Genomic DNA, 24,790 nt, shown 5'->3' on the forward strand with positions numbered 1-24,790 from the left:
GGCGGAGCGGTCTCGGTCGGAGAACGATCCGCTCATGTGTCTTGTGTGACTGGTGGTGCAGGAGTGACTGTATGGAGCACGTACACTGCGGTAGGGGGAAGAACTAGTGAAGGACAGGGGTCAGCACGTGGATGAGCACTCGGACGACACGCCCGTTTCGTACCGGGTTGTCGGCTTTGACGAACTCGAGGGCTCAGCGGCCGCGCACTACCGCCGGCAGCGTCGACGGCGTCTGCTGCTCTTCGTGACCCTGCCCGGCCTCTTCCTGGGCACGGCGACGGTGGCGACCGCCTACGGCACCGGACTCATCGGCTCACCGACCGTGACCTGCGAGCCGGTCTCGGAGACGGCGCCTGCACGCGGTTCCTTCGAGATCACGCTCCTCAACAGCAACGACACCAACGGCCTCGGCACCGACGTGGCGCGCGAGCTGGCCCTGCGCGACTTCAAGGTCGCGACCGTGGGCAACGCTGACAGCTCGGTCTACGTCAAGGGCCCGGCGACGATCTACTACGGCTCCGAGGGCCGCGACAATGCCCTGCTGCTGCAGAAGCAGATCCCGGGAGCCCAGGTCTGGAACGACGCGCGGCCGGGTGACAGCGTCCAGCTCGTCCTCGGCTACGGCTTCGACAAGCTCGTCACCGAGCCCGACCCGCCGCTCCCGGCGCCGTCCGAGATCAAGGTCAACGTCTACAACACCACGTGGAAGGAGGGCCTGGCCTCCGAGACGGCCAAGGACCTCAAGGATCGCGGTTTCAAGGTCGGCAAGACGGGCAACGACCCCCGGATGAGCTTCCTCGAGGACGAGGTGGCCATCATCCGCTTCGGCCCGGAGGGGCAGCGCTCGGCCAAGCGGCTGGCACAGCAGATCTCCGGGGTGCAGCTGCAGAAGGACGACCGGACCGACGCGACCCTCTCGATCGTTCTGGGCAACAAGTACGACGGCCTGAAGCCGGCCTCGTCCGTCCCCGAGGTCAAGCCCTACGTCCGGCCCCCGGAGACGATCCAGAAGCCGTGCACCCTGCCGAAGGAGTGAGCGTCCGCACGGTCGCCCTGCTCACCGCTGGAGGGCTGGCACCCTGCCTCTCGTCGGCTGTGGGGGGCCTCATCGAGCGCTACACGCGAGTCGCTCCCGACGTGCGCATCATCGGCTACCTCGATGGCTACGCAGGTCTGCTCACCGGCCGCAGCATCGAGGTCACGCAGCAGGTCCGGGCACAGGCCTTACGGCTGCACGACTTCGGTGGTTCCCCTCTGGGCAACTCGAGGGTGAAGCTGACCAACGCCGCCGACCTGGAGCGGCGCGGACTCGTCGAGCCGGGCGCCGACCCCCTTCGCGTCGCGGCGGAGCAGCTGATGGCTGACGGGGTGGACGTGCTGCACACCATCGGTGGGGACGACACGAGCACCACCGCTGCCGACCTGGCCGCCTACCTTGCAGAGCACGGCCACCAGATGCGCGTCGTCGGGCTGCCCAAGACGATCGACAACGACATCGTGCCGATCCGGCAGAGTCTGGGGGCGTGGACGGCCGCGGAGCAGGGAGCGTTGTTCGCCCGTAACGTCATCGGCGAGCACTCGTCCAGCCCGCGCATGCTCGTCGTCCACGAGATCATGGGGCGGCACAGCGGCTGGTTGACGGCAGAGACCGCGCGTCGCTACCGCGCGGATCTGGTCACACGGCCCTTCGTCCCCGGCTTCGGCAACGACCCGCGTTGCTGGGACGTGCACGCGGTGTACGTGCCGGAGGTCGACATCGACCTCGAGGGCGAAGGGGGGCGCCTGAGCGCGATCATGGACGAGATCGGGTGCGTCAACGTCTTCGTCGCCGAGGGAGCCGGTGTCGACGACATCGTCGCCTCCCTGGAGTCCGCGGGCCAAGAGGTCCCGCGAGATGCCTTCGGCCACGTGCAGCTGGACGAGGTCAACCCGGGGGAGTACCTCGCGTCGACGTTTGCCGAGCGCATCGGTGCGGAGAAGTCGAAGGTGTGGAAGTCGGGCTACTTCGCCCGCTCGGCCGCGCCCAACGACGAGGACCTCGCTCTCATCGCGCGCTGCGCCGACCTGGCCGTGTCGGCCGCCCTCGACAGCGGGTCGGGCGTCGTCGGTCAGGACGAGGAGCGCGGCGACGAGCTGCGTGTCATCGAGTTCGACCGCATCGCGGGCGGTCGCGCCTTCGACCCGAGCGCCGACTGGTTCACCGACCTGCTGAAGGACATCGGCCAAGCCTGAGCGTCGGGCCGGGGCCGCCACCCTGCGTCGCTGCCCTCGCCTCGATCAGCCCTCGTGCTTGCGCCGCAAGGACCACATCTGGGGCGAGCGCTCGACCTCGACAGCGACCTCCCAGGGGAGGCCGCCGGGGGCGGTCTCGCGGCGGAAGCTCTGCACGAGCCGGCGGGAGAGCTGCGGGTCGGCGGCCACTCGCGCGGCCACGTCGCGAGCTGTCTGCTCGACCACGTCGTCCTCGACCGCTGCCCAGGCGAGGCCCCGCTCGACGGCCTGCTCGCCGCGCACCTCTTCGCCGAAGAGGCCCATCGCCGCAGCGGTCTCACGACCGGCAGTGCGGTGCAGCAGGGAGAGGTGACCACCGCCGGGGTGGATCCCGATCTGGGCGAAACCCGGCAGCAGGCGAGCTGTCGTCGAGACGATGCGCAGGTCGGTGGCCATGGCGAGGTTGAGGCCCGCTCCGACGGCGGCACCGCGCACAGCGGCGATCGTGGGCAGGCCGATGGTCCCGATCGTCGTGAAGGCGCCATACACCGTCTCGAGATCGCGGTAGGCGCCGTCCTCGACGGGGTCGCTTCCGACGTCGGCGAGGACTCCTCGGACCGCGCCCGCGCAGAAGTGCTTGCCGCCGGTGACGACGACGGCCCCCACGGAGTCGTCTGCCTCTGCCGTGCGGGCGGCGTCGATCAGCTCACGGGACATCTCGACGGACAGCGCATTGCGCCGCTCGTGGGCGTCGAGTGTGATCGTCGCGATGCCGTCCGTGACGGCGTAGTTGACCTCGGTCATCAGATCTCCTTCGTGTAGAACCAGCGGCCACCGCGACGGGTGAATTCGCTGCGTTCGGCGAGTTCGCCATCGGTGTGCCGGGCGATGAAGTCGACGACACCCGTGGTGTCGTCCACGCCTCCGCCGATGGTCTCCCGGACCTCCAGGCCGAGCCATCGGGTGTCGTCGAGGTGGACCTCGGACGGTCGTGTCCGGCCGTCCCAGGTGCGCCACAGGTGCTCGGCATTGCCGTACACGTGGGCGGTGTAGCGGCTGCGCATGAGCGCTTCGGCCGTCACGGCCTGGCGCTCAGCGGCCAGCAGTGGGCCGCAGCACTGCGCGTAGGTCTCTCCGGAGCCGCAGGGGCAGGGGTCAGCGGTCATGGATGCAGGGTAGGCCAGGTCGGTCTGCCGGCTGCGGACGTCGGTCAGCCGCGAAGGGCGGTGCTGCGGATGTGCTCCTCGAGCGCGGTCGATAGCGCGGCGCCGTCCCCGGCCCCGAGGAGGTCGACGAGTTGGTCGTGCTCGCGGGTGAGCGCGAGCAGGTGGCGCTGGGGCGTCGGTGCCCCCAGCCGGGCCAGCCGCACGAAGGCCCCGAGCTGGTCGAGCAGCAGCATGAGGGTGGGCATCGCGGCAGTAGCCGCGAGGGCCCGGTGGAAGGCCTCGTCGGCCTCGAGGAAGGCGGTGACGTCGCCACCCTTCGCCTGGCGGCGCTGTCGGTCGACCAGTGCACGGAGCTCTTCGAGGTCCTCGTCGGTGCGCCTCTCGCAGGCCGTCTGCGCCGCGGTGACCTCCAGCGCCACGCGAAGGGAGGTCACCTCGCGTCGGTGCTCCGGCGAGATGTCGACGACGCGTAGCTGCCGCCGCGGCCCGGGGACGAGCAGCCCTTCGCTGGTCAGGGCCCTCAGCGCCTCGCGCACGGGCGTGCGTGAGACGTCGTGCTCGGCCGCGGTCGTGGCCTCGTCCACCGGGTCTCCGGCAGCCAGTCGCCCGGTCAGGATGTCGTCCCGCAGCGCCGCGTGCAGGCGCCCTGCCTTGGTGGAGGGCGAAGGGGAGATCGTCACCGGCTACTTCGCGAAGATCATCGACTCGTCGGCGAAGGCCTTGAACTCCATGGCATTGCCGGCCGGGTCGAGGAAGAACATCGTCCACTGCTCGCCGGGCTGCCCCGCGAAGCGCAGGTAGGGCTCGATGACGAACTGCGCGTCGGCGGCCTTCATCTTGTCCGCGAGGTCATGGAAGTCGTCGTAGGACAGCACGGCGCCGAAGTGCGGCACGGGGACCTGGTGCTCGTCGACGGGGTTGTGGCCCGCCGGGCCGGGGGAGCCATCAGCGGTCTGGTGGGTGACCACCTGGTGGCCGTAGAAGTTCCAGTCCACCCAGAGGGTGTCAGAGCGGCCCTCGCTCAGGCCGAGCACGCCGCCGTAGAAGGCGCGGGCAGCAGCGATGTCGTCGACGGGGATGGCCAGATGGAAGCAGGGGCGATCGGTCATGGGTCCTCCTGGATCGGGTGAGCCCAATGTATACATCGAGATCACTTGTGTACAAGTGGCATGGCATCGGGACACGCAAAAACCGGCCCTGATCCTTGGATCAGAGCCGGTTTCGGCGGGTCGGGGTGACAGGATTTGAACCTGCGGCCTCTACGTCCCGAACGTAGCGCGCTACCAAGCTGCGCCACACCCCGAGCTGTTCGCCCCCTGCATCAGGAAGCGACAAGGAAGGATAACCCAGTCGTCGGCCCGAGTGACAATCGGGGGCTCACCCCGGCAGCTGTGTGACCACGCCGTCGCCCAGCTGGGAGCCGCTCGTCGCCGTGCCCGTCGGTTCCGTCGGGCTCTGCGTCGTCACCGGTCCCGGGTCGACCGACGAGGTCTGGGGGGTGGGGGGCGGGGTCCACGGTGGTGTCCACGTCGACGTCGTCGGCTCAGGGGTCCATGACGAGGTCGACGTCGCGGTCGGCTCAGGGGTCCACGTGGACGTGGACGTCGTGGTGGGCTCAGGAAGCTCGGGCGTCGTCTCCGGCAGGTCCGGCTGGGTCGTCGACGTGGGTGTCGGCGAGCTCGTCGTGGTCGTCGAGCTCGCCCGGGTGGTCGAGGTGCTGGAGCTCTTCTTCGTGACCTTCTTCGCCGGGGTCGTCGACGAGCTGGTCGACAGGGTGGGCGCCGGGGGCAGGTCGACGGCCGGTGCGGCGTCGGCGACCGCCCACGTGGAGGCGCCACCAGCGAAGATCGCGGCTGCGGTCAGCGCAGCCACCTCTCGTACGTTCATCGCGGCACCTCCTGGGAGACGAGGGTCAGCAGAGCGGCTTCTGGCCGGCAGGCGAACCGGATCGGAGCGTACCGCGAGGCACCCAGTCCGGCGCTGACGTGCAGCCACGCCGCATCTGCCGGTGCTGTCGTCGAGGTGCCGGCGCCGGGCCACCAGCGGGAGACTCCCTTCGCCCGACCCCGGTCGAGGTCGCAGTTGGTGACGAGGGCGCCGACACCGGGGACGCACAGCTGGCCGCCGTGCGTGTGACCGGCGATGACGAGACGCGCGCCATCGGCCGTCATGGCATCGAGGATCCGCTGGTAGGGAGCATGCGTGACGCCGATGGTCGTGACGTCGGGATCGGCGGCTCCACCCACGGACGCGTAGTCATCGCGTCCGATGTGTGGGTCGTCCACCCCGACGAAGTCGATGGGCACTCCTGCGAGCGTCATGCGGGTCCGCGCGTTGTCGAGGTCGCTCCACCCGTGCGAGGTCATCGCCGACCGCAGCTCGTCGGTGGGCAGGTCGATGCGAGTGCCCGAGACCTTGGCATGGTGCTTGGTGAGGTACCGGGCCGGGTTCTTGGGCGTCGGCGCGTAGTAGTCGTTGGACCCCATGACGAAGACACCCGGCCGCTCCAGCAGCGGCTCGAGACCCTGCAGGACCGCTGGCACGCCCTGCAGGTGGCTGAGGTTGTCACCGGTGTTGACGACGAGGTCCGGCTCGAGAGCCGCGAGCCCGCGGATCCACTCCGTCTTGGCTCGCTGTCCGGGGACCATGTGGATGTCGCTCAGCTGGAGCACGCGTACCGGGAGCGACCCCGGCTGCAGGACCGGCAGGGTGAACCTTCGCAGCGCGAAGAGGCGCGGCTCGACGAGGGTGCCCCACGCCAAGGCGGTGGCCCCTGCGGCGGCGGTGCCGGCCAGCAGACGGGCGGAAGGGGGGAGAGTCACGCAGCCATCTTCGCAAAGTGGACGAGCGATCGGGTGGACGCTGCCACAATCGATCCATGACCGACACCCTCAAGTCCACCCTCCAGCGCGACCTCCACGACGCGATGCGTGCCCGTGAGGCGGTCACGGTCGGCACCCTGCGCATGACGCTGACAGCGATCAGCAACGAGGAGGTCGCCGGGACCTCCGCCCGCGAGCTCAGCGACGAGGAGACTCTCAAGGTGCTGGCCAAGGAGGCCAAGAAGCGCAAGGAGTCAGCAGCCGCGTATCGCGACGCCAGCCGGCCCGAGCTCGCCGAGCGCGAGGAGGCCGAGCTCGTGGTGCTCGAGGCCTACCTGCCCGAGCAGCTCGGCGACGACGAGCTCACCGCGATCGTCGACCGGGCCGTCAAGCAGGTCGGCGCGACCTCGATGGCTCAGATGGGGCAGGTCATGAAGGCCGCTCAGGCCGAGGCCGCCGGACGGGCAGACGGCGGGGTCATCGCGGCCAAGGTCAAGGCACGCCTGGCCGGCTGAGCCCGCTGACATGACGAAGGCGGTGCCCCTCCGTGGAGGGGCACCGCCTTCGTCATGTCCGGCTTCCGCTACTGCGTGGCAGTCTTCTTCGGCTTCGCAGGCTTGGTCGACTTCGTCGTCGCCTTGGGACTGGACGTCTTGGACGTCGGCTTGGGGCTGGACGTCTTGGACGTCGACTTCGGAGCCGAGGTGGAGCTCGGCTTCGGTGCCGGCGGCGGAGGCGGAGGCGGCGCCTGGGTCGTGACCGGCGGCGGCGGAGGCGTGTACGGCGGCGGCGTGTACGGCGGGACCCCGCTGGAGACGTACATCGTCACCCTCGAGCCCTTGAGTGCCCTGCCCCGGGGCTCGGTGTAGGCGACTGAACCGGCCTGCGCGTGGCTCGGGACCTGGCTACCCTCCGTGGCCTTGAAGCCTGCCTTCTCGATCTTCTCCTTGGCCTGTGTCGGGCCCATGCCGGTGACGTCCGGGATGCTCCGCAGGTCGCCGTTGACGACCTTGCTGCTCGGCTTCTTGAACTTCTTCTCGGGCATGTCCTCGGACGCGGCGTTCATGATGTCGCTCCAGATCGGCGCGGCGAGAGTGCCACCGAAGACGTTCTTGTAGTAGCGACCACCGAGGGTGATCCCGTCCATGTCGTACTCACGGATCGGGGAGCCGACCCAGATCGCCGTCGACAGCTGGGGGGTGTAGCCGGCGAACCAGGACTGCTTGTGGTTGTCGGTGGTACCCGTCTTGCCAGCGGCCTGACGGCCACCGTCGAGTGCACTACCGTCTGCGGTCCCACCAGGCTCCAGCGGGCCGAGGAGGAGCTGCGTGACCCCCCTGGCGACACCCTTGTCGATGACCTGCTTGCACGGCGGGGTCTTGATCTTCATCTCCTTGCCGTTGGCCGTGGTGATCGACTCGATCGGGTTGGGCGGGCAGAACTTGCCGTCAGCGGCGAGCGTCGCGTACGAGGACGCGAGCTGAAGGGGGGAGGTCGAGTCGGAGCCGAGGACGAGGTTGGAGATGGCGTAGTCGCCCTTGACCTTCTTGCCGTTGGCGTAGCTGAGACCGTAGGGCAGCCCGTAGCCGTCCGTGAGCCCCATCTTGGACATGACCTTGGGGATGTTGCACGAGCCCACGTCGGAGGCCAGCTGCGCGAAGGCGGTGTTGATGGACTTCTTGGTCATCTCGGCCAGGGTCATCTTGCCGCCGACCTGGTAGTCGTTGGAGACGCGCCACGGCCCCGTGGTGGTGCACTTGGACTGGAACTCCTTCGACGAGAAGGCGTGGGGGTTCTTCACGCCGGCGTAGGGAGCATCGACCGTCGACTTCAGGGGCTTGCCCTTCTCGAGCGCGGCGACCAGCGCGTACATCTTCGCGGTCGACCCGATGGCGAAGCCGTTGGTGCCGCCGTACTGGGCCGGCACGCTCCAGGCCTGCTCGGAGTAGGTGGTCGTGGCCTTCTTCAGGCCCACCTTGTAGGTCGAGGTCTGGGCGATCGCCCGCACCTTGCCGGTGCCGGGCTCGACCAGGGCACCGGCGGCGCCGAACTTCTCGGTACCGCTGGGCACGCGCTCGGTGAGCTCCTTCTTGAGGTCCTTCTGCCAGTCGCGACGAAGGGTGGTCTTGATCCGCAGGCCGCCGGTGTTGACCGCGAGCATGCGGGCGTCAGGGTCAGGACCCAGCTCCGGCATCTGACGCAGGTACTGGATGACGTAGTTGCAGAAGTAGGGGTCGGCCGCCTTGGAGCAGGTGCCGCCCTCGTTCTTCTTGATCTTGAGCATGCTCTCGACGCTCTGGGACTTCGCCTTGTCCGCCTGCTCCGGGGTGATCATCCCCAGCTGCTGCATCCGGTTGAGGACTGTGTCGCGGCGCTGCTGGACCTCTTCGGGGTTGGTGCGCATGTTGAGGCGGCTCGGGGACTGGACCACCCCGGCGAGGGTGGCCGACTCGGCGATGTTCAGCTCCTTGGCGTGCTTGCTGAAGAAGTGGTTGGCCGCGGCCTCCACGCCGTAGGCCTGGTCGCCGTAGAGCGCGAGGTTGAGGTACCCGCCGAGGATCTGGTCCTTGGTGTGCGTCTTCTCGACGTTGAGGGCGTACTTCAGCTCCTGCAGCTTGCGGCTGTAGGTCTGCTCCGTGGCGGCCCGGACCGCTTCCTGGTCGTCCTCGCGCACCGCCTTCTCCTGCAGCATGAGCTTGACGTACTGCTGGGTGATCGAGGATCCACCCTGGGTCTGGCCGCTGGAGGCGTTGGAGACGAGGGCACGCAGGGTGCCTCGGACGTCGATGCCGCCGTGCTCGTAGAAGCGGCTGTCCTCGATGGCCAGCTGCGCCTTGCGCATCCAGGGCGAGACCTTGCTCAGCGGGACGACGATGCGGTTCGCGTCGTAGGGCGTCGCCAGCAGCTTGCCGTCAGCGGAGTAGATCTTCGACTGCTGCGCGAGCGGGTTGGCGGTGAACTCGTCGTCGAGCTCGTTGAAGCTCTGGGCAGTTGACTGGGCGGCCCCGCCCGTGGCGCCTGCGAGGGGGATGGCGATGCCGGCACCCACGAGTCCGATCCCGACAGCGACGGCCAAGAAGGCCCCGAGCAATCGGAAGAGATGGGGCATCCGGGAGTCAGACATGCGCAACAGGGTAACCGCCGATCCTGTGCATGGACTGCAGCCGCGCGGACGTGTGATCAGCGACCTGTGAGGGCTTCGCCGATCTCCCGCAGGCCCGCGAGGTCATGGATGTCGACTGCGTGCGCGGGCACGGTTCCGAGGGGTACGCCCGGGTGGGAGGTGCGAAAGCGGGTGATGACGCCGCGATGGCGGGCTGCGGTCTCGGCGACCTCGGCGTGCACCCTGAGCAGGGCGGCCGCGAGGTCGTGCCCGCCCATCTCCTCGAGCTGGGCGGCTGCGTCCTCGGCCCGACCGGCACCCATCTGCTTGGCGCCGGCGATGTGGACGCGGTTGACGAGGACACCGGCCAGAGGCATGCGGTCGCTGGCCAGGCGCTCGATGAAGAAGCCCGCCTCACGCATCGCGTCCCGCTCCGGGGCCGCGACGACGACGAAGGCCGTCTCGGGGCGGGAGAGCAAGGCGTAGGTCTGGTCAGCGCGCTGACGGAAGCCACCGAACATCGTGTCCATGGCAGCGACGAAGGTCTGGACGTCCCGCAGGAAGTCACCCCCGAGGAGCTTGGTCATGACCCCGCCGGCGAGGGAGACCCCGGCGCTGAAGACCTTGAGCGAGGCCCGGCCACCGACCTTGGCCGGGGCGGTGAGCAGCCGGATGAAGCGTCCGTCGAGGAAGGACCCGAGGCGCTTCGGGGCGTCGAGGAAGTCCAGTGCGGACCGCGAAGGGGGTGTGTCGACGATGATGAGGTCCCAGTCCCGGGAACCGTCGGCCATCAGCCCACGCAGCTGGCCGAGCTTCTCCATCGCCATGTACTCCTGAGTCCCGGCGAAGGAGCTGGAGACGGCGATGTAGAAGGGGTTGGCAAGGATCTGCGCCGCCTTGTCCGGTGTCGCGTGCGCCTCCACGACCTCGTCGAAGGTGCGCTTCATGTCGAGCATCATGGCGTCGAGCGAGCCGCCGGCGGAGGTGTCGAGGCCGGTCACGGGGCGCGGGGTGTTGTCGAGCTCCTCGAGCCCGAGGGACTGGGCCAGCCGGCGCGCCGGGTCGATGGTGAGCACGACCACGCGTCGACCCTGCTCTGCGGCCCGCACCGCGAGGGCCGCGGCCGTCGTCGTCTTGCCGACTCCGCCGGAGCCGCAGCAGACGACGATCCGGCGTTCGCGGTCGCCGAGGATGGTGTCGAGGTCGAGCACCGGGGTCTGGGGGGTAGCCATCACAGGCCTTCCTGCTCTGCGAGCACGTCCGCGAGGAGTCCCAGCTCGCCGGACTCGACCCCGTCGCTCAGGTGGGGCAGAGCGTGGACCGGGATGTCGAGGGCCTGCAGGATCGCGTGCTGCTCGGCCTGGAGCCGGGCGCGTTCCACGTGGTCGACGCCTTCCTGCAGCAGTCCGGCGACCAACGCCGGGCCGGTCTTGATGCCGACGGCCGTCAACGCGGCCTCCAGGGACTCGTGGACCCGCGGGTCCTGGTCGGCGACCGCTGCGGCGTCCTCGTCGGCGAGGAGCGGCTGGCGCACGCCGTTGGCGATGACCGACCCGACACGAAGGGAGAGGGTCCCCAGCTCGTCGATCGCGTCGAGGGTCTCCTGCACCGGCATCTCCTCCAGGAGCGTGACGAGGTGGACCGCGGTCGCCGGGCTCTGCAGCAGACGGGTGATGGAGTCGGCCTGGTTGCGCACCGGCCCGACCTTCGCGACGTCCGAGACCTCGGAGTTGACGTTGAGGAAGCGGCCGATCCGGCCGGTGGGCGGCGCGTCGAGGACGACGGAGTCGAAGACGGGGCGCTTCCTGGCTCCCTTCGTCACCCGCCCGACCGCCTCGTAGACCCGCCCGATCAGCAGGACATCGCGAACACCCGGCGCGATCGTCGTCGCGAAGTCGACGGCCCCCACCTTCTCGAGGATCGAACCTGCCCGGCCGAGCTTGTAGAACTTCTGGAGGTACTCCAGCAGTGCGGTCTTGGCGTCGACGGACAGGCCGACGACCTCGCCGCCTGACGGGTCCGTCACGAGGGTGCGTTCTTCGGTGCCGAGCGGGGCGACGTCGAGGACCTGGGCCAGGCCCTGCCGACCCTCGACCTCGGCCAGCAGGACGCGTTGTCCACGGGCAGCGAGAGCCAAGGCCATGGCGGCCGCGATGGTGGTCTTGCCCGTACCGCCCTTGCCGGTGACGACGTGCAGTCGGACGGGGGAGTCAGAGGGGCCGGTCACGCTCCCCACCCTACGAGTAGGGTGCCGACATGACCCAGTGGGAATACGTCACAGTGCCGCTCATCGTCCATGCGACCAAGCAGATCCTCGACCAGTGGGGCGAGGACGGATGGGAGCTTGTCCAGGTGTTGCAGGGCGACGGAGGAAACCTCGTGGCCTACCTCAAGCGTCCCAAGGCCGTCTGATGGGGCGCATCGACGACCGGCTCGCCGAGCTGTCCATCACCCTGACTGACCCGGCCGCCCCAGCAGGGGCTTATGTCCCGGCGATCGTCGACGGCAACCACGTCCTGACCTCCGGCCAGCTGCCGATGGTCGACGGCGCGCTACCGACGACCGGGCACGTCGGTTCCGAGGTCGACCCGGAGCAGGCCAAGGAGCTGGCACGCGTCTGCGCGATCAACGCGCTCGCCGCGATCCGCTCCGTGATCGGCGACCTCGACAAGGTCGAGCAGGTCGTCAAGGTCGTGGGCTTCGTCTCCAGCGCGCCCGACTTCACCGGCCAGCCCGGGGTGATCAATGGCGCGAGCGAGCTGCTCGGCGAGGTCTTCGGCCCGGCCGGGGAGCACGCGCGGTCCGCCGTGGGCGTCGCGGCCCTGCCGCTCGGCGCGCCCGTCGAGGTCGAGGTCACGGTCCGGATCCGCGACTGATGGCACAGCGCGACTTCCTCCTGGGTTCCATGCGCGAGGCACTCCTCGGTCTCGATGGCGAGCGCCCGGCCCGGAGCGAGCCCGCACCGACCAAGCTGGCCTCCACCGTGATGCTCGTTCGTGACGACGAGGGCCCACTCGAGGTCTTCATGCTGCGGCGGGTCTCGTCGATGGCCTTCGCGCCGTCGATGCATGTCTTCCCGGGCGGCGGCGTGGACCGGCGCGACGCCGAGGACGAGCTGCCCTGGGCGGGCCCCGCCGTCGAGGAGTGGGCAGAGACCATGGACACCGACGACGCCAGCGCCCGCATGCTGGTGGCGGCCGCTGTGCGCGAGATCTTCGAGGAGACCGGTGTCCTGCTGGCCTCACCCGTCTCCGACGAGGACCAGCCCCCCGAGCTCGACCGCGAGGTTGCCGCCGACCTGAGGGCCCGACTCGTCGCGCACGAGGTCGGCTTCGGTCAGGTCCTCCTGGAGCACCGCCTCGTCCTGCGTAGCGATCTGCTGCGGTACCGGGCGCACTGGATCACTCCAGAGGCCGAGCCGCGCCGCTACGACACCCGATTCTTCATCGCGGCCGTCCCCGAGGGGCAGGACCCCGACGGCGAGACGAGCGAGGCCGACCGCTCGGAGTGGCTGCGACCCGACGCAGCCGTCGCCGCCTTCGAGGACGGCGACGTCATGCTCATGCCGCCGACGCTGGTGGCCCTCGAGCAGCTCGCCGAGGTGAGCACTGTGAGCGGCGCACTCGCCCAGGACCTCCCGATCGCCCCGGTCATGCCGCAGCTCGTGGAGACCGAGGCGGGCCCGGCCATGCGGGCCCAGCTGCCGTGAGCGCTGCGGTCGCTCCGGAGCCGTCCGCCCCCTTCGGGCAGTGGACGGGAGGCCAGGCGAGCGACAGGGCCTTCTGCCTCCTCCAGGGCAATCCGGGACCCATGACACTCGACGGCACCAACACTTGGGTCCTCATGGACCCGGGCGGCACCGAGGCGATCGTGATCGACCCGGGTGAGGACGAAGCCGCCCACCAGCAGCGGGTCGTCGACCACGTCACCGCACTCGGGGCCCGGGTCACCCGGATCGTGCTCACCCACGGTCACTTCGACCACAGCGAGGGCGCACCCCGTCTGGCGCAACTCACCGGAGCCCCGGTCCAGGCCGTGGGTCGCGGCCACGACGACCTCGGCGACGGCGACGTCCTGACCGCCGGTGGGCTCGAGGTGCGCGTCGTGGCCACGCCGGGCCACACCTCGGACTCGATCTCCTTCGCGCTCGCCGCGGACCACGCGCTCCTCACCGGCGACACCGTCCTCGGTCGCGGAACGACGATGGTCGCCCACCCCGACGGTGAGCTGGCCGCCTACCTCGACTCGCTCGAGCGCATCAAGGCGCTCACCGGCGACGGCGAGGTCGCCGCGATCCTCCCCGGTCACGGACCGACCGTCCCCGACGCCGCCGCCATGGTCGACTTCTACCGGGTCCACCGTCGTGAGCGCCTCGAGCAGGTGCGTGCAGCGATGGCAGACGGAGCCGCTGACGCCGATGCGGTCGTCGCGTCGGTCTACGCCGACGTCGACCGCTCCGTGTGGCCGGCTGCGAAGCTGTCCGTGCTCGCGCAGATGCGTTACCTCGGCGACTGAAACTCTGTCCGCCGGCGGCAGGTCGGGTTCGCCGGCGACAGGCTGGGTTCGCCGTCGACGGGCTGGAGCGGCCCTAAGGACGAAGCCGGCGGCTCTCCCTTCGTCTCACCTGGTCTTCCATGCCGGCTTCGCCCATGAGTCGGGCCGCACCCACCCTGTCGCCGGCTTCGTCCACGGCCGGGAAGCACTCACCCTGTCGCCGGCTTCGCCCATGAGTCGGGCCGCACCCACCCTGTCGCCGGCTTCGTCCACGGCCGGGAAGCACTCACCCTGTCGCCGGCTCACCCGTCGTCTGGACCACCTGAGTCGGGTTCAGGTGGACGACGAAGGCCCCGGACCGAGTGGTCCGGGGCCTTCGGGTGCGTCTGGGTCAGCGGGCGCGGCGCTGGAGGCGCTCGACGTCGGTGAGCAGGACCGCGCGGGCCTCGAGGCGCAGCCAGCCGCGGGAGGCGAAGTCGGCCAGGGCCTTGTTGACCGTCTCGCGAGAGGCGCCGACCAGCTGGGCGAGCTCCTCCTGGGTGAGGTCGTGAGCGACCATGACGCCATCCTCGACCGGGCGGCCGAAGCGCTGGCTCAGCTCGAGCAGCGCCTTGGCGACGCGACCCGGAACGTCGGTGAAGACGAGGTCTGCCAGGTTTTCGTTGGTGCGACGCAGTCGCCGGGCGAGGGCCGACAGGAGCGTGCCGGCGATGTGCGGGTGCGCTCCGAGCAGCTGACTCAGCTGCTCGTTGCCCAGACCGATGAGCTGCGTCTCCGCCACGGCCGTCGCAGTGGCGGTGCGCGCACCCGGGTCGAAGAGGCTCAGCTCGCCGAGCATCTCGGACGGGCCGAGGATCGCCAGCAGGTTCTCCCTGCCATCGGTGGAGGAACGACCGAGTTTGATCTTGCCCTCGGTGATCACATACAGGCGATCACCTTGGTCGCCCTCGTTGAAAAGGACGTCCCCGCGCTCCATGCGCACAGGGGTCATCGTCGCCATCACCTCAGCGGCGTCGGCGTCGTCAAGGGTCGCGAAGAGCGGGGCGCGGCGTACGACATCGAGGTTCACAGTCGGCAGTGTGCCATGTCACCCGGCTCAGGGGGGCCTAGGCTGCGGGGGTGTCTGTCGATCGCGAGGAGTCCCAGCTGGCCCTGACCCGTCGTGCCCGGCGGATGTACCGCACCCTCCACGAGCGTTATCCGTACGCGCACTGCGAGCTCGACTTCGACACTCCACTGCAGCTGCTGGTGGCCACGGTCCTGTCCGCCCAGACCACGGACGTGACGGTCAACAAGGTGACACCGACGCTCTTCGCCCAGTGGCCCACAGCAGCCGACCTCGCGGGTGCGGACCGCACCGCGATGGAAGAGGTCCTTCGCCCGACCGGTTTCTTCCGGGCCAAGACCAACTCCGTCCTCAAGCTCGGGATCGCCCTCGTGGAGGAGCACGACGGTGAGGTCCCGCCTCGTCTGAAGGACCTGGTCAAGCTCCCGGGAGTGGGCCGCAAGACGGCCAACGTGGTGCTGGGCAATGCCTTCGGCATTCCGGGGATCACCGTCGACACCCACTTCGGCCGACTGGCTCGTCGCATGGGGTGGACCGACGAGGAGGACCCGGTCAAGGTGGAGCACGCAGTCGGCGAGCTCGTCCCGCGCAAGGACTGGACGATGCTCAGCCATGTCCTCATCTTCCACGGGCGGCGGACCTGCCATGCCCGCCGACCGGCGTGCGGGGCCTGCCCGGTGGCGCAGTGGTGCCCCTCGTACGGCATCGGCGAGACCGACCCGGACAAGGCTGTGAAGCTGCTGAAGTACGAGGTCGCTCCCGGCGCCCAGCCAGCGGAGGAGGGTTCTTGAGCACGTCATCAGTACCGCCCGAGTGGTTGCTCGAGGCGGAGACCTCCCTGCGCGCCGACCTGCCCGGGTGGTTCACGCAGTTCGCGCCACCGAGTGCCGCGAAACGCAGGTCCGCAGTGCTCATGCTCGTTGCTGCGGGGGAGGAGGGGCACGACATCGTGCTCACCGAGCGCTCCGGGAGCCTGCGCAGCCACGCCAGCCAGGTCTCCTTCCCCGGAGGCAAGCTCGACCCAGGGGAGACACCGATCGAGGCTGCCCTGCGCGAGACGTGGGAGGAGGTCGGCGCGGAGCCTGCTGGTATCGACGTCGTCGGATCCTTCCCCGATCTCTGGCTCAGCCCGAGCCAGAACGCCGTCACCCCGGTCATCGGGTGGTGGCGTGAGCCCGGCACCTTGCGGGTCGTGGACCCGGGAGAGGTGGCCCGAGTCGAGCGCATCCCGGTCGCCGACCTCGTGGACCCCGCCAACAGGTTCATGGTCAAGGGACCCAGCGGCTTCACCGGGCCGGGCTTCGAGGTGGCCGACCTCTTCGTGTGGGGCTTCACGGCGCAGCTGCTCAGTGTGCTTCTGGACGCCTCTGGCCTGAGCCAGCCGTGGGACGAAGAAGTGCGCCGTCGCCTGCCGTGGCGCTTTGTCCGTCAGTACCTCACGGGGACGGGTGGGCGACTGCCAACCACGCGATGAGGGCTGAGCTGACCGCCTCGGGTGCCTCTTCGGGGAGGAAGTGGCCCACTCCCGGGATGTCGGTCAGTGTCATCGTCGCGTTGACGAAGCGTCGGCTCTCCTGAGCCATGACCGGCAGCGAGGTCGGGTCCTGCTGGCCCTGCAGGTGCAGGACGGGGATGCTGATGCTCCCTGCGACCCGGTGCAGGTAGCGGACCCCGGTCGGGGTGAGGCGGCAGCGGTAGAACCAGCGGTGGTACTCGGCGGCCGCTTGCCCGGCGAAGGGGACGGCCATCGCCTCGGTGTACCGCTCGGCGGTCTCGCTGGTGATCCAGGCGTGATCGGGGCCGGACCAAGCCCGCAGACGTCTGGCGACGGACAGGGCCTGCCGCTCGGAGGCGAAGGGGGCCTGCATCGCCCGGAGGTACTGGTTGGCTCGCCACTGGAGGGGATGACGCCACATGGCCCTGTGGAAGATGGCGGGGTGTGGCATCCCGATCGGGGCGATCGCCGTGGTGACCGCCGGTTGGTGGGTCGGCATGCTCCACGTGATCCACGCGCCGAGGCCGAGACCGACGATGGCCGCGTCGTCGGCACCCAGACTGCGGATGATGGCCGCGATGTCGTCGCAAGCCGTCGGCGCGTCATAACCGGACGGAGGCTTGTCGCTCGCGCCGAAGCCTCGCAGGTCGACGGCCGCGACCCGGTAGCCGGCAGACGCTAGTGCGGGGATCTGGTGGCGCCACGCCCACCAGAACTGCGGGTAGCCGTGGACCAGGACCACCAGTGGCCCGCTGCCGGCGAGGGCCACGTGGAAGCGGGCACCGTTCGCGGAGACGAACCGGTGCTCCCACGGGCCCTCGACCAGAGCGGCCGCAGCGTCGGGGGGGTTCAGCTGCGCGGCTTGATGGCGGCGACCGTCTCCTGCGCATTGCGGATCGCCTTCTGCGGGACGGTGTTGGCCTTGGCCTTCTTCAGCGCCTTGATGCCGAGGAGGCCGGCGATGGCTGCGATGACGAAGAGGAGCACAGTGACGATGAGGTACCCGGCCCACACGGGGAGCCAGACCGCAATGACCTGGGCCAAGGTGTGGAAGAGGAAGATCAGGCCGAGCAGCGCGACGAAGCCGGCACCGCCGAGGAGACCCGCTCCCTTGCCGCCGAAGGACAAGCCCTTGGTGACCTCGGACTTGGCGAGCTGGATCTCGCTCTGGACCAAGGCCGAGATGTCGTGTGACGCATCCGCGACGAGCTGGCCGACGGAGCGCTCCGTCTCACCCGGAGCGGGCTGACCGATGAGACGCCGGGCGGCGGGGTCGGTGCTGGCGGTGCGGGCGTGATCGGTGCTCATGCTGCTCCTGGTCGATATGTGTGTCGAGCGGCCACCCGTGGTGGCACGCGGTTCTCGTCGTCACCCTACCCACGAGTCCTCGTATCCGCGGGAGCGCCGGGCCTGCGGAGTCCGCGCCGCAGAGATGGCGAAGGGAGGGTGAAGCCCCGCAGAAGTTGCGGTGAACCTTCCCCGGACAAGCCCGTGTGGAGCAGCGAAGTCCTCCGGCAGGGGCCACGATCAAGGTATGAGCTACGGCGAGGAGACGACTCCTCTGGCGATCGGGCACCGAGGCGGCGCTGGTCTGGCGCCCGAGAACACGTTGGCGGCCTTCGCCATGACGACGGCGCTCGGCCTGCGCTATCTGGAGAGCGACGTGAGGCTGACGGCTGACGGCCATCTCGTCTGCTTCCACGACGAATACCTCGACCGCTGTACGACAGGGTCCGGCCGACTGGGCGAGCGCACCCTCGCGGACCTGCGCCAGAACGTCCGGGTCGGCGGGGTCGAGCCGATCCCGACCCTCGAGGAGGCCCTCGCCTCCTTCCCGGACGCCTGCTTCACCGTGGACCTGAAGGACCGAGCCGCCATAGCGCCGATGGCTCGACTGCTGCAACGCCGGGACTATGCCGAGCGCGTGTGCGTGGCCGGAGCGTGGGACGGGTGGTTGCAGCACCTGGCCTCACAGGTCCCCCATGTGCGAACCGCTCTGGGGTGGCGCTCGCTGGTTGCGCTCATCTCCGCGGCCAAGGCAGGGGTGCCGCCGCCGACCGCCGCCGTCCGGGGGCGTTTCGCCCATGTGCCCATCCAGCTCGGTCGTCTCCCCATCCACTCACCGGCGCTCGTTCGCCGAGCCCACCGACTCGGGGTCCGGGTGATCGTGTGGACAGTCGATGACCCTCTGCAGATGCACGAGCTGCTGGACATGGGGGTCGACGGGATCATCACCGACCGACCAGATCGCCTTCGCTCGGTGATGATCAGCCGGGGGGCGTGGACGCCGATGGGCAGTGGCAGCGTCGCCCTGACGGAGACCACGACCGCAGCCTTCAGACCCTAAACAGATCAAGATGCCCAGAAACCCGGGCGACTTCGACCATCCCCAGGGCCGACTGCGTGGGCGATTTGGCGCATGGGGTGGCGGTGACCTAATGTTCTCGATGTCAGCCCGAGAGGGAGGAACGGACACCAAGTGGCAGCCCTTGCTGGGTTGCACCAAGTAGGCCGGTCCCGCGGGGTTGATTCCCTTTTTGAGTGGTTTGTCTGGCGTTTTGGCGCTGGGGAGCTGGCTTGGAGGCACTGCGGTTNCGATTTGGCGCATGGGGTGGCGGTGACCTAATGTTCTCGATGTCAGCCCGAGAGGGAGGAACGGACACCAAGTGGCAGCCCTTGCTGGGTTGCACCAAGTAGGCCGGTCCCGCGGGGTTGATTCCCTTTTTGAGTGGTTTGTCTGGCGTTTTGGCGCTGGGGRGCTGGCTTGGAGGCACTGCGGTTCGGCTGCTAGTGTGGGAGATCGCCGCAGGGTGTTCATCGCGTTTCTTGGCCTCGCCAGGTTGGGAAGCGAGTTTGACTCTGTAGCGATCACGGTAGTAAGTTGGAGAAGTTGCCCCTGAAGCAGGTCGCCGAAGAGCTTGACGGTGGTTGTGGTGGGTGTGCGTGTGAATCTTGAGAACTCAACAGCGTGTCAAAAATCGATGCCAATACCTCGTTCTTGGCTGATTGTGTCCTTCCCGTTCGGGTTGGGTGTGGTTGGTTGGGAGTGAATATTTTTTCCTTTGGTTGAACGAGATACAAACAGCAGTTTTTTGCTGGTTGTTCTTACTCGGTCATGGATACAGCCCTTTGTTGGGTTATAGATTGCCCCTTCGAGGTCCTTTGTGGTCTTGGGGGTGTACATCATCAACGGAGAGTTTGATCCTGGCTCAGGACGAACGCTGGCGGCGTGCTTAACACATGCAAGTCGAACGGTGAAGCTCCAGCTTGCTGGAGTGGATCAGTGGCGAACGGGTGAGTAACACGTGAGCAACCTGCCCCAAACTCTGGAATAAGCACTGGAAACGGTGTCTAATACTGGATACGAGACCAACCTGCATGGGTATGGTTTGGAAAGTTTTTCGGTTTGGGATGGGCTCGCGGCCTATCAGCTTGTTGGTGAGGTAATGGCTCACCAAGGCGACGACGGGTAGCCGGCCTGAGAGGGCGACCGGCCACACTGGGACTGAGACACGGCCCAGACTCCTACGGGAGGCAGCAGTGGGGAATATTGCACAATGGGCGAAAGCCTGATGCAGCGACGCCGCGTGAGGGATGACGGCCTTCGGGTTGTAAACCTCTTTCAGCAGGGAAGAAGCGAAAGTGACGGTACCTGCAGAAGAAGCACCGGCTAACTACGTGCCAGCAGCCGCGGTAATACGTAGGGTGCGAGCGTTGTCCGGAATTATTGGGCGTAAAGAGCTTGTAGGCGGTTTGTCGCGTCTGCTGTGAAAATCCGGGGCTCAACCCCGGACTTGCAGTGGGTACGGGCAGACTAGAGTGTGGTAGGGGAGACTGGAATTCCTGGTGTAGCGGTGAAATGCGCAGATATCAGGAGGAACACCGATGGCGAAGGCAGGTCTCTGGGCCACTACTGACGCTGAGAAGCGAAAGCATGGGGAGCGAACAGGATTAGATACCCTGGTAGTCCATGCCGTAAACGTTGGGAACTAGGTGTGGGTCTCATTCCACGAGATCCGTGCCGCAGCTAACGCATTAAGTTCCCCGCCTGGGGAGTACGGCCGCAAGGCTAAAACTCAAAGGAATTGACGGGGGCCCGCACAAGCGGCGGAGCATGCGGATTAATTCGATGCAACGCGAAGAACCTTACCAAGGCTTGACATATACCGGAAACTTCCAGAGATGGTTGCCCCCTTTGGGTCGGTATACAGGTGGTGCATGGTTGTCGTCAGCTCGTGTCGTGAGATGTTGGGTTAAGTCCCGCAACGAGCGCAACCCTCGTTCTATGTTGCCAGCACGTAATGGTGGGGACTCATGGAAGACTGCCGGGGTCAACTCGGAGGAAGGTGGGGATGACGTCAAATCATCATGCCCCTTATGTCTTGGGCTTCACGCATGCTACAATGGCCGGTACAAAGGGCTGCGATACCGCAAGGTGGAGCGAATCCCAAAAAACCGGTCTCAGTTCGGATTGGGGTCTGCAACTCGACCCCATGAAGTCGGAGTCGCTAGTAATCGCAGATCAGCAACGCTGCGGTGAATACGTTCCCGGGCCTTGTACACACCGCCCGTCAAGTCACGAAAGTCGGTAACACCCGAAGCCGGTGGCCCAACCCTTGTGGGGGGAGCCGTCGAAGGTGGGACTGGCGATTGGGACTAAGTCGTAACAAGGTAGCCGTACCGGAAGGTGCGGCTGGATCACCTCCTTTCTAAGGAGCACTGGCCACTKTTGTGGTCCAGAGCCTGGTTTGTCCTCGAATGTGGGACACCAGGTGCTCGGGTGGAACATCGATTATTTGACGCTCATGTTTGTCTGTGAGGCGAGTACCTGCACTTTTGTGTGGTGGAAAGCGTTGCGGGTGGGTGTGGGKGTTGTGACACGTTGTTGGGTCCTGAGGGTTCACGCGAGTGAAGCTTCAAGACCRRCCTGTTAAGGGTTGGTTGTGGGCCTTGCCTGATCATGTACCGCACTGCTTTGTGGTGTTGGCGTGGTYGTGGGGTGAGGTACCTCCCGTATTTTGAGAACTACACAGTGGACGCGAGCATCTTTGTGGCTCAAGTTTTTAAGGGCGCACGGTGGATGCCTTGGCACCAGGAACCGAAGAAGGACGTAGGAATCTGCGATAAGCCACGGGGAGTCGATAACCAGACTGTGATCCGTGGATTTCCGAATGGGGAAACCCGGCTGGAGGCAAGTCCAGTCACTCCTGCCTGAATATATAGGGCAGGTAGAGGGAACGCGGGGAAGTGAAACATCTCAGTACCCGCAGGAAGAGAAAACAACAGTGATTCCGTGAGTATTGGCGAGAGAAAGCGGATGAGGCCAAACCGGATGTGTGTGATAGCTGTCAGGCGTTGCATGTTCGGGGTTGTGGGAGCTTTTTCACGAGACTGACATTTCGTGGTGGAGTAAGAAATTCATGYCATAGTCGAAGGGTCTTGAATGGCCCGGCACAGAGGGTGGAACCCCCGTAGACGAAATGGTGTGGACTCCATGGAAGATTTCCCAAGTAGCACGGGGCTCGAGAAATCCCGTGTGAATCTGGCGGGACCACCCGCTAAGCCTAAATATTCCCTGGTGACCGATAGCGGACAAGTACCGTGAGGGAAAGGTGAAAAGTACCCCGAGAGGGGAGTGAAATAGATCCTGAAACCGTGCGCTTACAATCCGTCGGAGCCTCCTTGTGGGGTGACGGCGTGCCTTTTGAAGAATGAGCCTGCGAGTTAGTGCTCAGTGGCAAGGTTAACCCGTGTGGGGAAGCCGTAGCGAAAGCGAGTCCGAACAGGGCGAATGAGTCGCTGGGTCTAGACCCGAAGCGGAGTGATCTACCCATGGCCAGGTTGAAGCGACGGTAAGACGTCGTGGAGGACCGAACCCACTTAGGTTGAAAACTGAGGGGATGAGCTGTGGGTAGGGGTGAAAGGCCAATCAAACTCCGTGATAGCTGGTTCTCCCCGAAATGCATTTAGGTGCAGCGTCACGTGTTTCTTACCGGAGGTAGAGCTACTGGATAGCTAATGGGCCTCACCAGGTTACTGACGTTAGCCAAACTCCGAATGCCGGTAAGTGAGAGCGTGGCAGTGAGACTGCGGGGGATAAGCTCCGTAGTCGAGAGGGAAACAGCCCAGATCATCAGCTAAGGTCCCTAAGCGTGTGCTAAGTGGAAAAGGATGTGGAGTTGCCGTGACAACCAGGAGGTTGGCTTAGAAGCAGCCACCCTTTAAAGAGTGCGTAATAGCTCACTGGTCAAGTGATTCCGCGCCGACAATGTAGCGGGGCTCAAGCACACCACCGAAGCTATGGCATTGACACACTGCTCGGCACCTTTGGTGTCCAGGCGTGTTGATGGGTAGGGGAGCGTCGTGTGGCGAGTGAAGCGGCGGAGTGATCCAGCCGTGGATGCCACACGAGTGAGAATGCAGGCATGAGTAGCGAATGACGGGTGAGAAACCCGTCCGCCGAATATCCAAGGGTTCCAGGGTCAAGCTAATCTGCCCTGGGTAAGTCGGGACCTAAGGCGAGGCCGACAGGCGTAGTCGATGGACATCCGGTTGATATTCCGGAACCGGCGAAGAACCGCCCATGATGAATCCAGTGATGCTAAACGCCTGAATCTTGCCGTAGAAGCCCTTCGGGGTTTCGCTGGTGAGTGGAACGCGTGACCCGATCTGGTAGTAGTCAAGCGATGGGGAGACGCAGGAAGGTAGCCTCCGCGTGGCGATGGTTGTCCACGTCCAAGGGTGTAGGGAGTCAGGTAGGCAAATCCGCCTGGCACATATCCTGAGACCTGATAGTGACCGCTTTTAGCGGGAAGCAGGGTGATCCTATGCTGCCGAGAAAATCCTCTAGCGAGGTTCTAGCCGCCCGTACCCCAAACCGACTCAGGTGGATAAGTAGAGAATACTAAGGCGATCGAGTGAATCGTGGTTAAGGAACTCGGCAAAATGCCCCCGTAACTTCGGGAGAAGGGGGGCCCGGATTCTGAAGCCCTTTACGGGCTAGGAAGATGGGCCGCAGAGACCAGGGAGAAGCGACTGTTTACTAAAAACACAGGTCCGTGCGAAGTCGCAAGACGATGTATACGGACTGACGCCTGCCCGGTGCTGGAAGGTTAAGAGGACCGGTTAGCTCTTTAGAGCGAAGCTGAGAATTTAAGCCCCAGTAAACGGCGGTGGTAACTATAACCATCCTAAGGTAGCGAAATTCCTTGTCGGGTAAGTTCCGACCTGCACGAATGGCGTAACGACTTCTCCACTGTCTCAACCGCGAACTCGGCGAAATTGCATTACGAGTAAAGATGCTCGTTACGCGCAGCAGGACGGAAAGACCCCGGGACCTTCACTATAGCTTGGTAGTGGTGATCGGGACGGCTTGTGTAGGATAGGTGGGAGACTGTGAAGCATGCACGCTAGTGTGTGTGGAGTCAACGTTGAAATACCACTCTGGTCGTTCTGGTTATCTAACCTCGGTCCGTGATCCGGATCAGGGACATTGCCTGGTGGGTAGTTTAACTGGGGCGGTTGCCTCCTAAAATGTAACGGAGGCGCTCAAAGGTTCCCTCAGCCTGGTTGGCAATCAGGTGGCGAGTGCAAGTGTACAAGGGAGCTTGACTGCGAGACTGACACGTCGAGCAGGGACGAAAGTCGGAACTAGTGACCCGACGGTGGCTTGTGGAAGCGCCGTCGCTCAACGGATAAAAGGTACCCCGGGGATAACAGGCTGATCTTCCCCAAGAGTCCATATCGACGGGATGGTTTGGCACCTCGATGTCGGCTCGTCGCATCCTGGGGGTGGAGTATCTCCCAAGGGTTGGGCTGTTCGCCCATTAAAGCGGCACGCGAGCTGGGTTTAGAACGTCGTGAGACAGTTCGGTCCCTATCCGCTGTGCGCGTAGGAAACTTGAGAGAGGCTGACCCTAGTACGAGAGGACCGGGTTGGACGAACCTCTGGTGTGTGAGTTGTTCTGCCAAGGGCACCGCTCATTAGCTACGTTCGGAAGTGATAACCGCTGAAAGCATCTAAGCGGGAAGCATGTCTCAAGATGAGGTTTCCATGGAGCTTTGCTCCGAGAGGCTCCCAGTAGACTACTGGGTTGATAGGCCAGATGTGGAAGTGCAGTAATGCATGGAGCTGACTGGTACTAATAAGCCGATAACTTGATACACACACAACTTTGTTGCGTAACAAAAGAATGCCCGCGTCCACTGTGCAGTTCCYGAGATACGGTCGGGAACACCCACGTAACTCCATAGAGTTTCGGCTGTCATAGCGAGGGGGAAACGCCCGGTCCCATTTCGAACCCGGAAGCTAAGCCCTTCAGCGCCGATGGTACTGCACTGGGAACGGTGTGGGAGAGTAGGACGCAGCCGGACAACCATTGAGCCGAGAGCCCCCAACGAGTCGTTGGGGGCTCTCGCGCGTTCCACGACAAA

22 protein-coding genes, 1 tRNA gene and 3 rRNA genes are annotated in these 24,790 nt (G+C 66.2%); 13 read left to right on the forward strand and 13 right to left on the reverse strand.

All coding sequences use genetic code 11. The features are described from left to right. Window positions 1–127 precede the first annotated feature (127 nt). Both ASG73_RS04240 and ASG73_RS04245 read left to right on the forward strand, forming a co-directional pair. Window positions 128–1,036 carry a LytR C-terminal domain-containing protein gene (locus tag ASG73_RS04240; RefSeq protein ID WP_055991132.1) on the forward strand — a complete coding sequence of 303 codons (909 nt, stop codon included), beginning with the start codon at window positions 128–130 and terminating at the stop codon, window positions 1,034–1,036. Beyond that, window positions 1,033–2,232, forward strand: coding sequence for a pyrophosphate--fructose-6-phosphate 1-phosphotransferase (locus ASG73_RS04245; RefSeq protein ID WP_055991135.1), 1,200 nt, complete (start codon window positions 1,033–1,035; stop codon window positions 2,230–2,232). Before ASG73_RS04240 ends, ASG73_RS04245 begins: the two co-directional genes overlap by 4 nt. A gap of 45 nt (window positions 2,233–2,277) precedes the next feature. On the opposite strand, the gene ASG73_RS04250 is transcribed toward ASG73_RS04245, so the two are convergent. The 7 genes from ASG73_RS04250 to ASG73_RS04280 all read right to left on the reverse strand — a co-directional run bounded on the left by ASG73_RS04250 (window position 2,278) and on the right by ASG73_RS04280 (window position 6,199). Next, window positions 2,278–3,015: an enoyl-CoA hydratase-related protein gene (locus tag ASG73_RS04250; RefSeq protein WP_055991138.1), complete on the reverse strand. Its 738-nt coding sequence runs from the start codon at window positions 3,013–3,015 to the stop codon at window positions 2,278–2,280. After that, window positions 3,015–3,377 carry a YchJ family protein gene (locus tag ASG73_RS04255; protein WP_055991141.1) on the reverse strand — a complete coding sequence of 121 codons (363 nt, stop codon included), beginning with the start codon at window positions 3,375–3,377 and terminating at the stop codon, window positions 3,015–3,017. The genes ASG73_RS04250 and ASG73_RS04255 overlap by 1 nt, the downstream gene beginning before the upstream one ends. A 44-nt stretch (window positions 3,378–3,421) precedes the next feature. After that, on the reverse strand, window positions 3,422–4,057 hold the full coding sequence (locus tag ASG73_RS04260) for a GntR family transcriptional regulator (RefSeq protein ID WP_055991144.1): 636 nt from the start codon (window positions 4,055–4,057) through the stop codon (window positions 3,422–3,424). Between the two features lie 3 nt (window positions 4,058–4,060). Next, window positions 4,061–4,486, reverse strand: a complete 426-nt coding sequence (locus tag ASG73_RS04265; protein WP_055991147.1) for a VOC family protein — start codon at window positions 4,484–4,486, stop codon at window positions 4,061–4,063. A 120-nt stretch (window positions 4,487–4,606) separates the two neighbouring features. Beyond that, window positions 4,607–4,680, reverse strand: a tRNA-Pro gene (locus ASG73_RS04270). Window positions 4,681–4,754: 74 nt separating this feature from the next. Then, on the reverse strand, window positions 4,755–5,264 hold the full coding sequence (locus tag ASG73_RS17760; protein ID WP_156466118.1) for a hypothetical protein: 510 nt from the start codon (window positions 5,262–5,264) through the stop codon (window positions 4,755–4,757). Further along, window positions 5,261–6,199: a metallophosphoesterase gene (locus ASG73_RS04280; RefSeq protein ID WP_055991153.1), complete on the reverse strand. Its 939-nt coding sequence runs from the start codon at window positions 6,197–6,199 to the stop codon at window positions 5,261–5,263. Before ASG73_RS04280 ends, ASG73_RS17760 begins: the two co-directional genes overlap by 4 nt. A gap of 56 nt (window positions 6,200–6,255) precedes the next feature. On the opposite strand from ASG73_RS04280, the gene ASG73_RS04285 reads away from it, so the two are divergent. Further along, window positions 6,256–6,714, forward strand: a complete 459-nt coding sequence (locus ASG73_RS04285) for a GatB/YqeY domain-containing protein (protein ID WP_055991156.1) — start codon at window positions 6,256–6,258, stop codon at window positions 6,712–6,714. Window positions 6,715–6,782: 68 nt separating this feature from the next. Here the strand turns inward: ASG73_RS04285 and ASG73_RS04290 are convergent, their stop codons facing one another. Genes ASG73_RS04290 through ASG73_RS04300 form a run of 3 tightly spaced genes read right to left on the reverse strand, consistent with a single transcriptional unit; the run spans window position 6,783 to window position 11,529 of the window. Then, on the reverse strand, window positions 6,783–9,323 hold the full coding sequence (locus ASG73_RS04290; RefSeq protein ID WP_055991159.1) for a transglycosylase domain-containing protein: 2,541 nt from the start codon (window positions 9,321–9,323) through the stop codon (window positions 6,783–6,785). Window positions 9,324–9,379: 56 nt separating this feature from the next. Next, window positions 9,380–10,534, reverse strand: a complete 1,155-nt coding sequence (locus tag ASG73_RS04295; protein ID WP_055991163.1) for an ArsA family ATPase — start codon at window positions 10,532–10,534, stop codon at window positions 9,380–9,382. Next, on the reverse strand, window positions 10,534–11,529 hold the full coding sequence (locus ASG73_RS04300; protein ID WP_055991166.1) for an ArsA-related P-loop ATPase: 996 nt from the start codon (window positions 11,527–11,529) through the stop codon (window positions 10,534–10,536). The genes ASG73_RS04295 and ASG73_RS04300 overlap by 1 nt, the downstream gene beginning before the upstream one ends. Window positions 11,530–11,558: 29 nt before the next feature. Here ASG73_RS04300 and ASG73_RS17765 point away from each other — a divergent pair, with 29 nt between their 5' ends. The 4 genes from ASG73_RS17765 to ASG73_RS04315 all read left to right on the forward strand — a co-directional run bounded on the left by ASG73_RS17765 (window position 11,559) and on the right by ASG73_RS04315 (window position 13,817). Beyond that, the gene (locus ASG73_RS17765; protein ID WP_156466119.1) at window positions 11,559–11,714 is read left to right on the forward strand and encodes a DUF4177 domain-containing protein; all 156 of its coding nucleotides are present in this window, start codon (window positions 11,559–11,561) and stop codon (window positions 11,712–11,714) included. Further along, window positions 11,714–12,178, forward strand: coding sequence for a RidA family protein (locus ASG73_RS04305; RefSeq protein ID WP_055991169.1), 465 nt, complete (start codon window positions 11,714–11,716; stop codon window positions 12,176–12,178). The genes ASG73_RS17765 and ASG73_RS04305 overlap by 1 nt, the downstream gene beginning before the upstream one ends. Next, window positions 12,178–13,011: an NUDIX hydrolase gene (locus tag ASG73_RS04310; protein WP_055991172.1), complete on the forward strand. Its 834-nt coding sequence runs from the start codon at window positions 12,178–12,180 to the stop codon at window positions 13,009–13,011. The genes ASG73_RS04305 and ASG73_RS04310 overlap by 1 nt, the downstream gene beginning before the upstream one ends. A 101-nt stretch (window positions 13,012–13,112) precedes the next feature. Beyond that, window positions 13,113–13,817, forward strand: coding sequence for an MBL fold metallo-hydrolase (locus ASG73_RS04315; protein ID WP_200946668.1), 705 nt, complete (start codon window positions 13,113–13,115; stop codon window positions 13,815–13,817). 370 nt (window positions 13,818–14,187) lie between these two features. Here the strand turns inward: ASG73_RS04315 and ASG73_RS04320 are convergent, their stop codons facing one another. Next, window positions 14,188–14,865, reverse strand: coding sequence for a Crp/Fnr family transcriptional regulator (locus tag ASG73_RS04320; RefSeq protein WP_055991177.1), 678 nt, complete (start codon window positions 14,863–14,865; stop codon window positions 14,188–14,190). Window positions 14,866–14,969: 104 nt separating this feature from the next. Here ASG73_RS04320 and nth point away from each other — a divergent pair, with 104 nt between their 5' ends. Together nth and ASG73_RS04330 are read left to right on the forward strand one after the other, a co-directional pair. Beyond that, a complete protein-coding gene (nth, locus tag ASG73_RS04325; RefSeq protein ID WP_055991180.1) occupies window positions 14,970–15,653 on the forward strand; it encodes an endonuclease III in 684 nt (227 codons plus the stop codon). After that, window positions 15,650–16,336 (forward strand): NUDIX hydrolase, encoded by a 687-nt coding sequence (locus tag ASG73_RS04330; RefSeq protein ID WP_082566982.1) that lies wholly within the window; start codon window positions 15,650–15,652, stop codon window positions 16,334–16,336. The genes nth and ASG73_RS04330 overlap by 4 nt, the downstream gene beginning before the upstream one ends. On the opposite strand, the gene ASG73_RS04335 is transcribed toward ASG73_RS04330, so the two are convergent. Both ASG73_RS04335 and ASG73_RS04340 read right to left on the reverse strand, forming a co-directional pair. Beyond that, window positions 16,299–17,126, reverse strand: coding sequence for an alpha/beta fold hydrolase (locus tag ASG73_RS04335; protein ID WP_235499344.1), 828 nt, complete (start codon window positions 17,124–17,126; stop codon window positions 16,299–16,301). The genes ASG73_RS04330 and ASG73_RS04335 overlap by 38 nt on opposite strands. Window positions 17,127–17,206: 80 nt before the next feature. Further along, window positions 17,207–17,665, reverse strand: a complete 459-nt coding sequence (locus tag ASG73_RS04340) for a phage holin family protein (protein WP_055991189.1) — start codon at window positions 17,663–17,665, stop codon at window positions 17,207–17,209. Window positions 17,666–17,891: 226 nt separating this feature from the next. Here ASG73_RS04340 and ASG73_RS04345 point away from each other — a divergent pair, with 226 nt between their 5' ends. The 4 genes from ASG73_RS04345 to rrf all read left to right on the forward strand — a co-directional run bounded on the left by ASG73_RS04345 (window position 17,892) and on the right by rrf (window position 24,730). Next, window positions 17,892–18,704, forward strand: coding sequence for a glycerophosphodiester phosphodiesterase family protein (locus ASG73_RS04345; protein ID WP_055991192.1), 813 nt, complete (start codon window positions 17,892–17,894; stop codon window positions 18,702–18,704). 839 nt (window positions 18,705–19,543) lie between these two features. After that, window positions 19,544–21,066 (forward strand): 16S ribosomal RNA (locus ASG73_RS04350). Between the two features lie 344 nt (window positions 21,067–21,410). Beyond that, a 23S ribosomal RNA gene (locus tag ASG73_RS04355) occupies window positions 21,411–24,522 on the forward strand. Between the two features lie 91 nt (window positions 24,523–24,613). Next, window positions 24,614–24,730 (forward strand): 5S ribosomal RNA (rrf, locus tag ASG73_RS04360). The 16S, 23S and 5S rRNA genes sit together here, the layout of an rRNA operon. The last annotated feature ends 60 nt before the right edge of the window (window positions 24,731–24,790 follow it).

It is taken from the genome of Janibacter sp. Soil728 (assembly GCF_001428305.1).
GTDB lineage: Bacteria > Actinomycetota > Actinomycetes > Actinomycetales > Dermatophilaceae > Janibacter.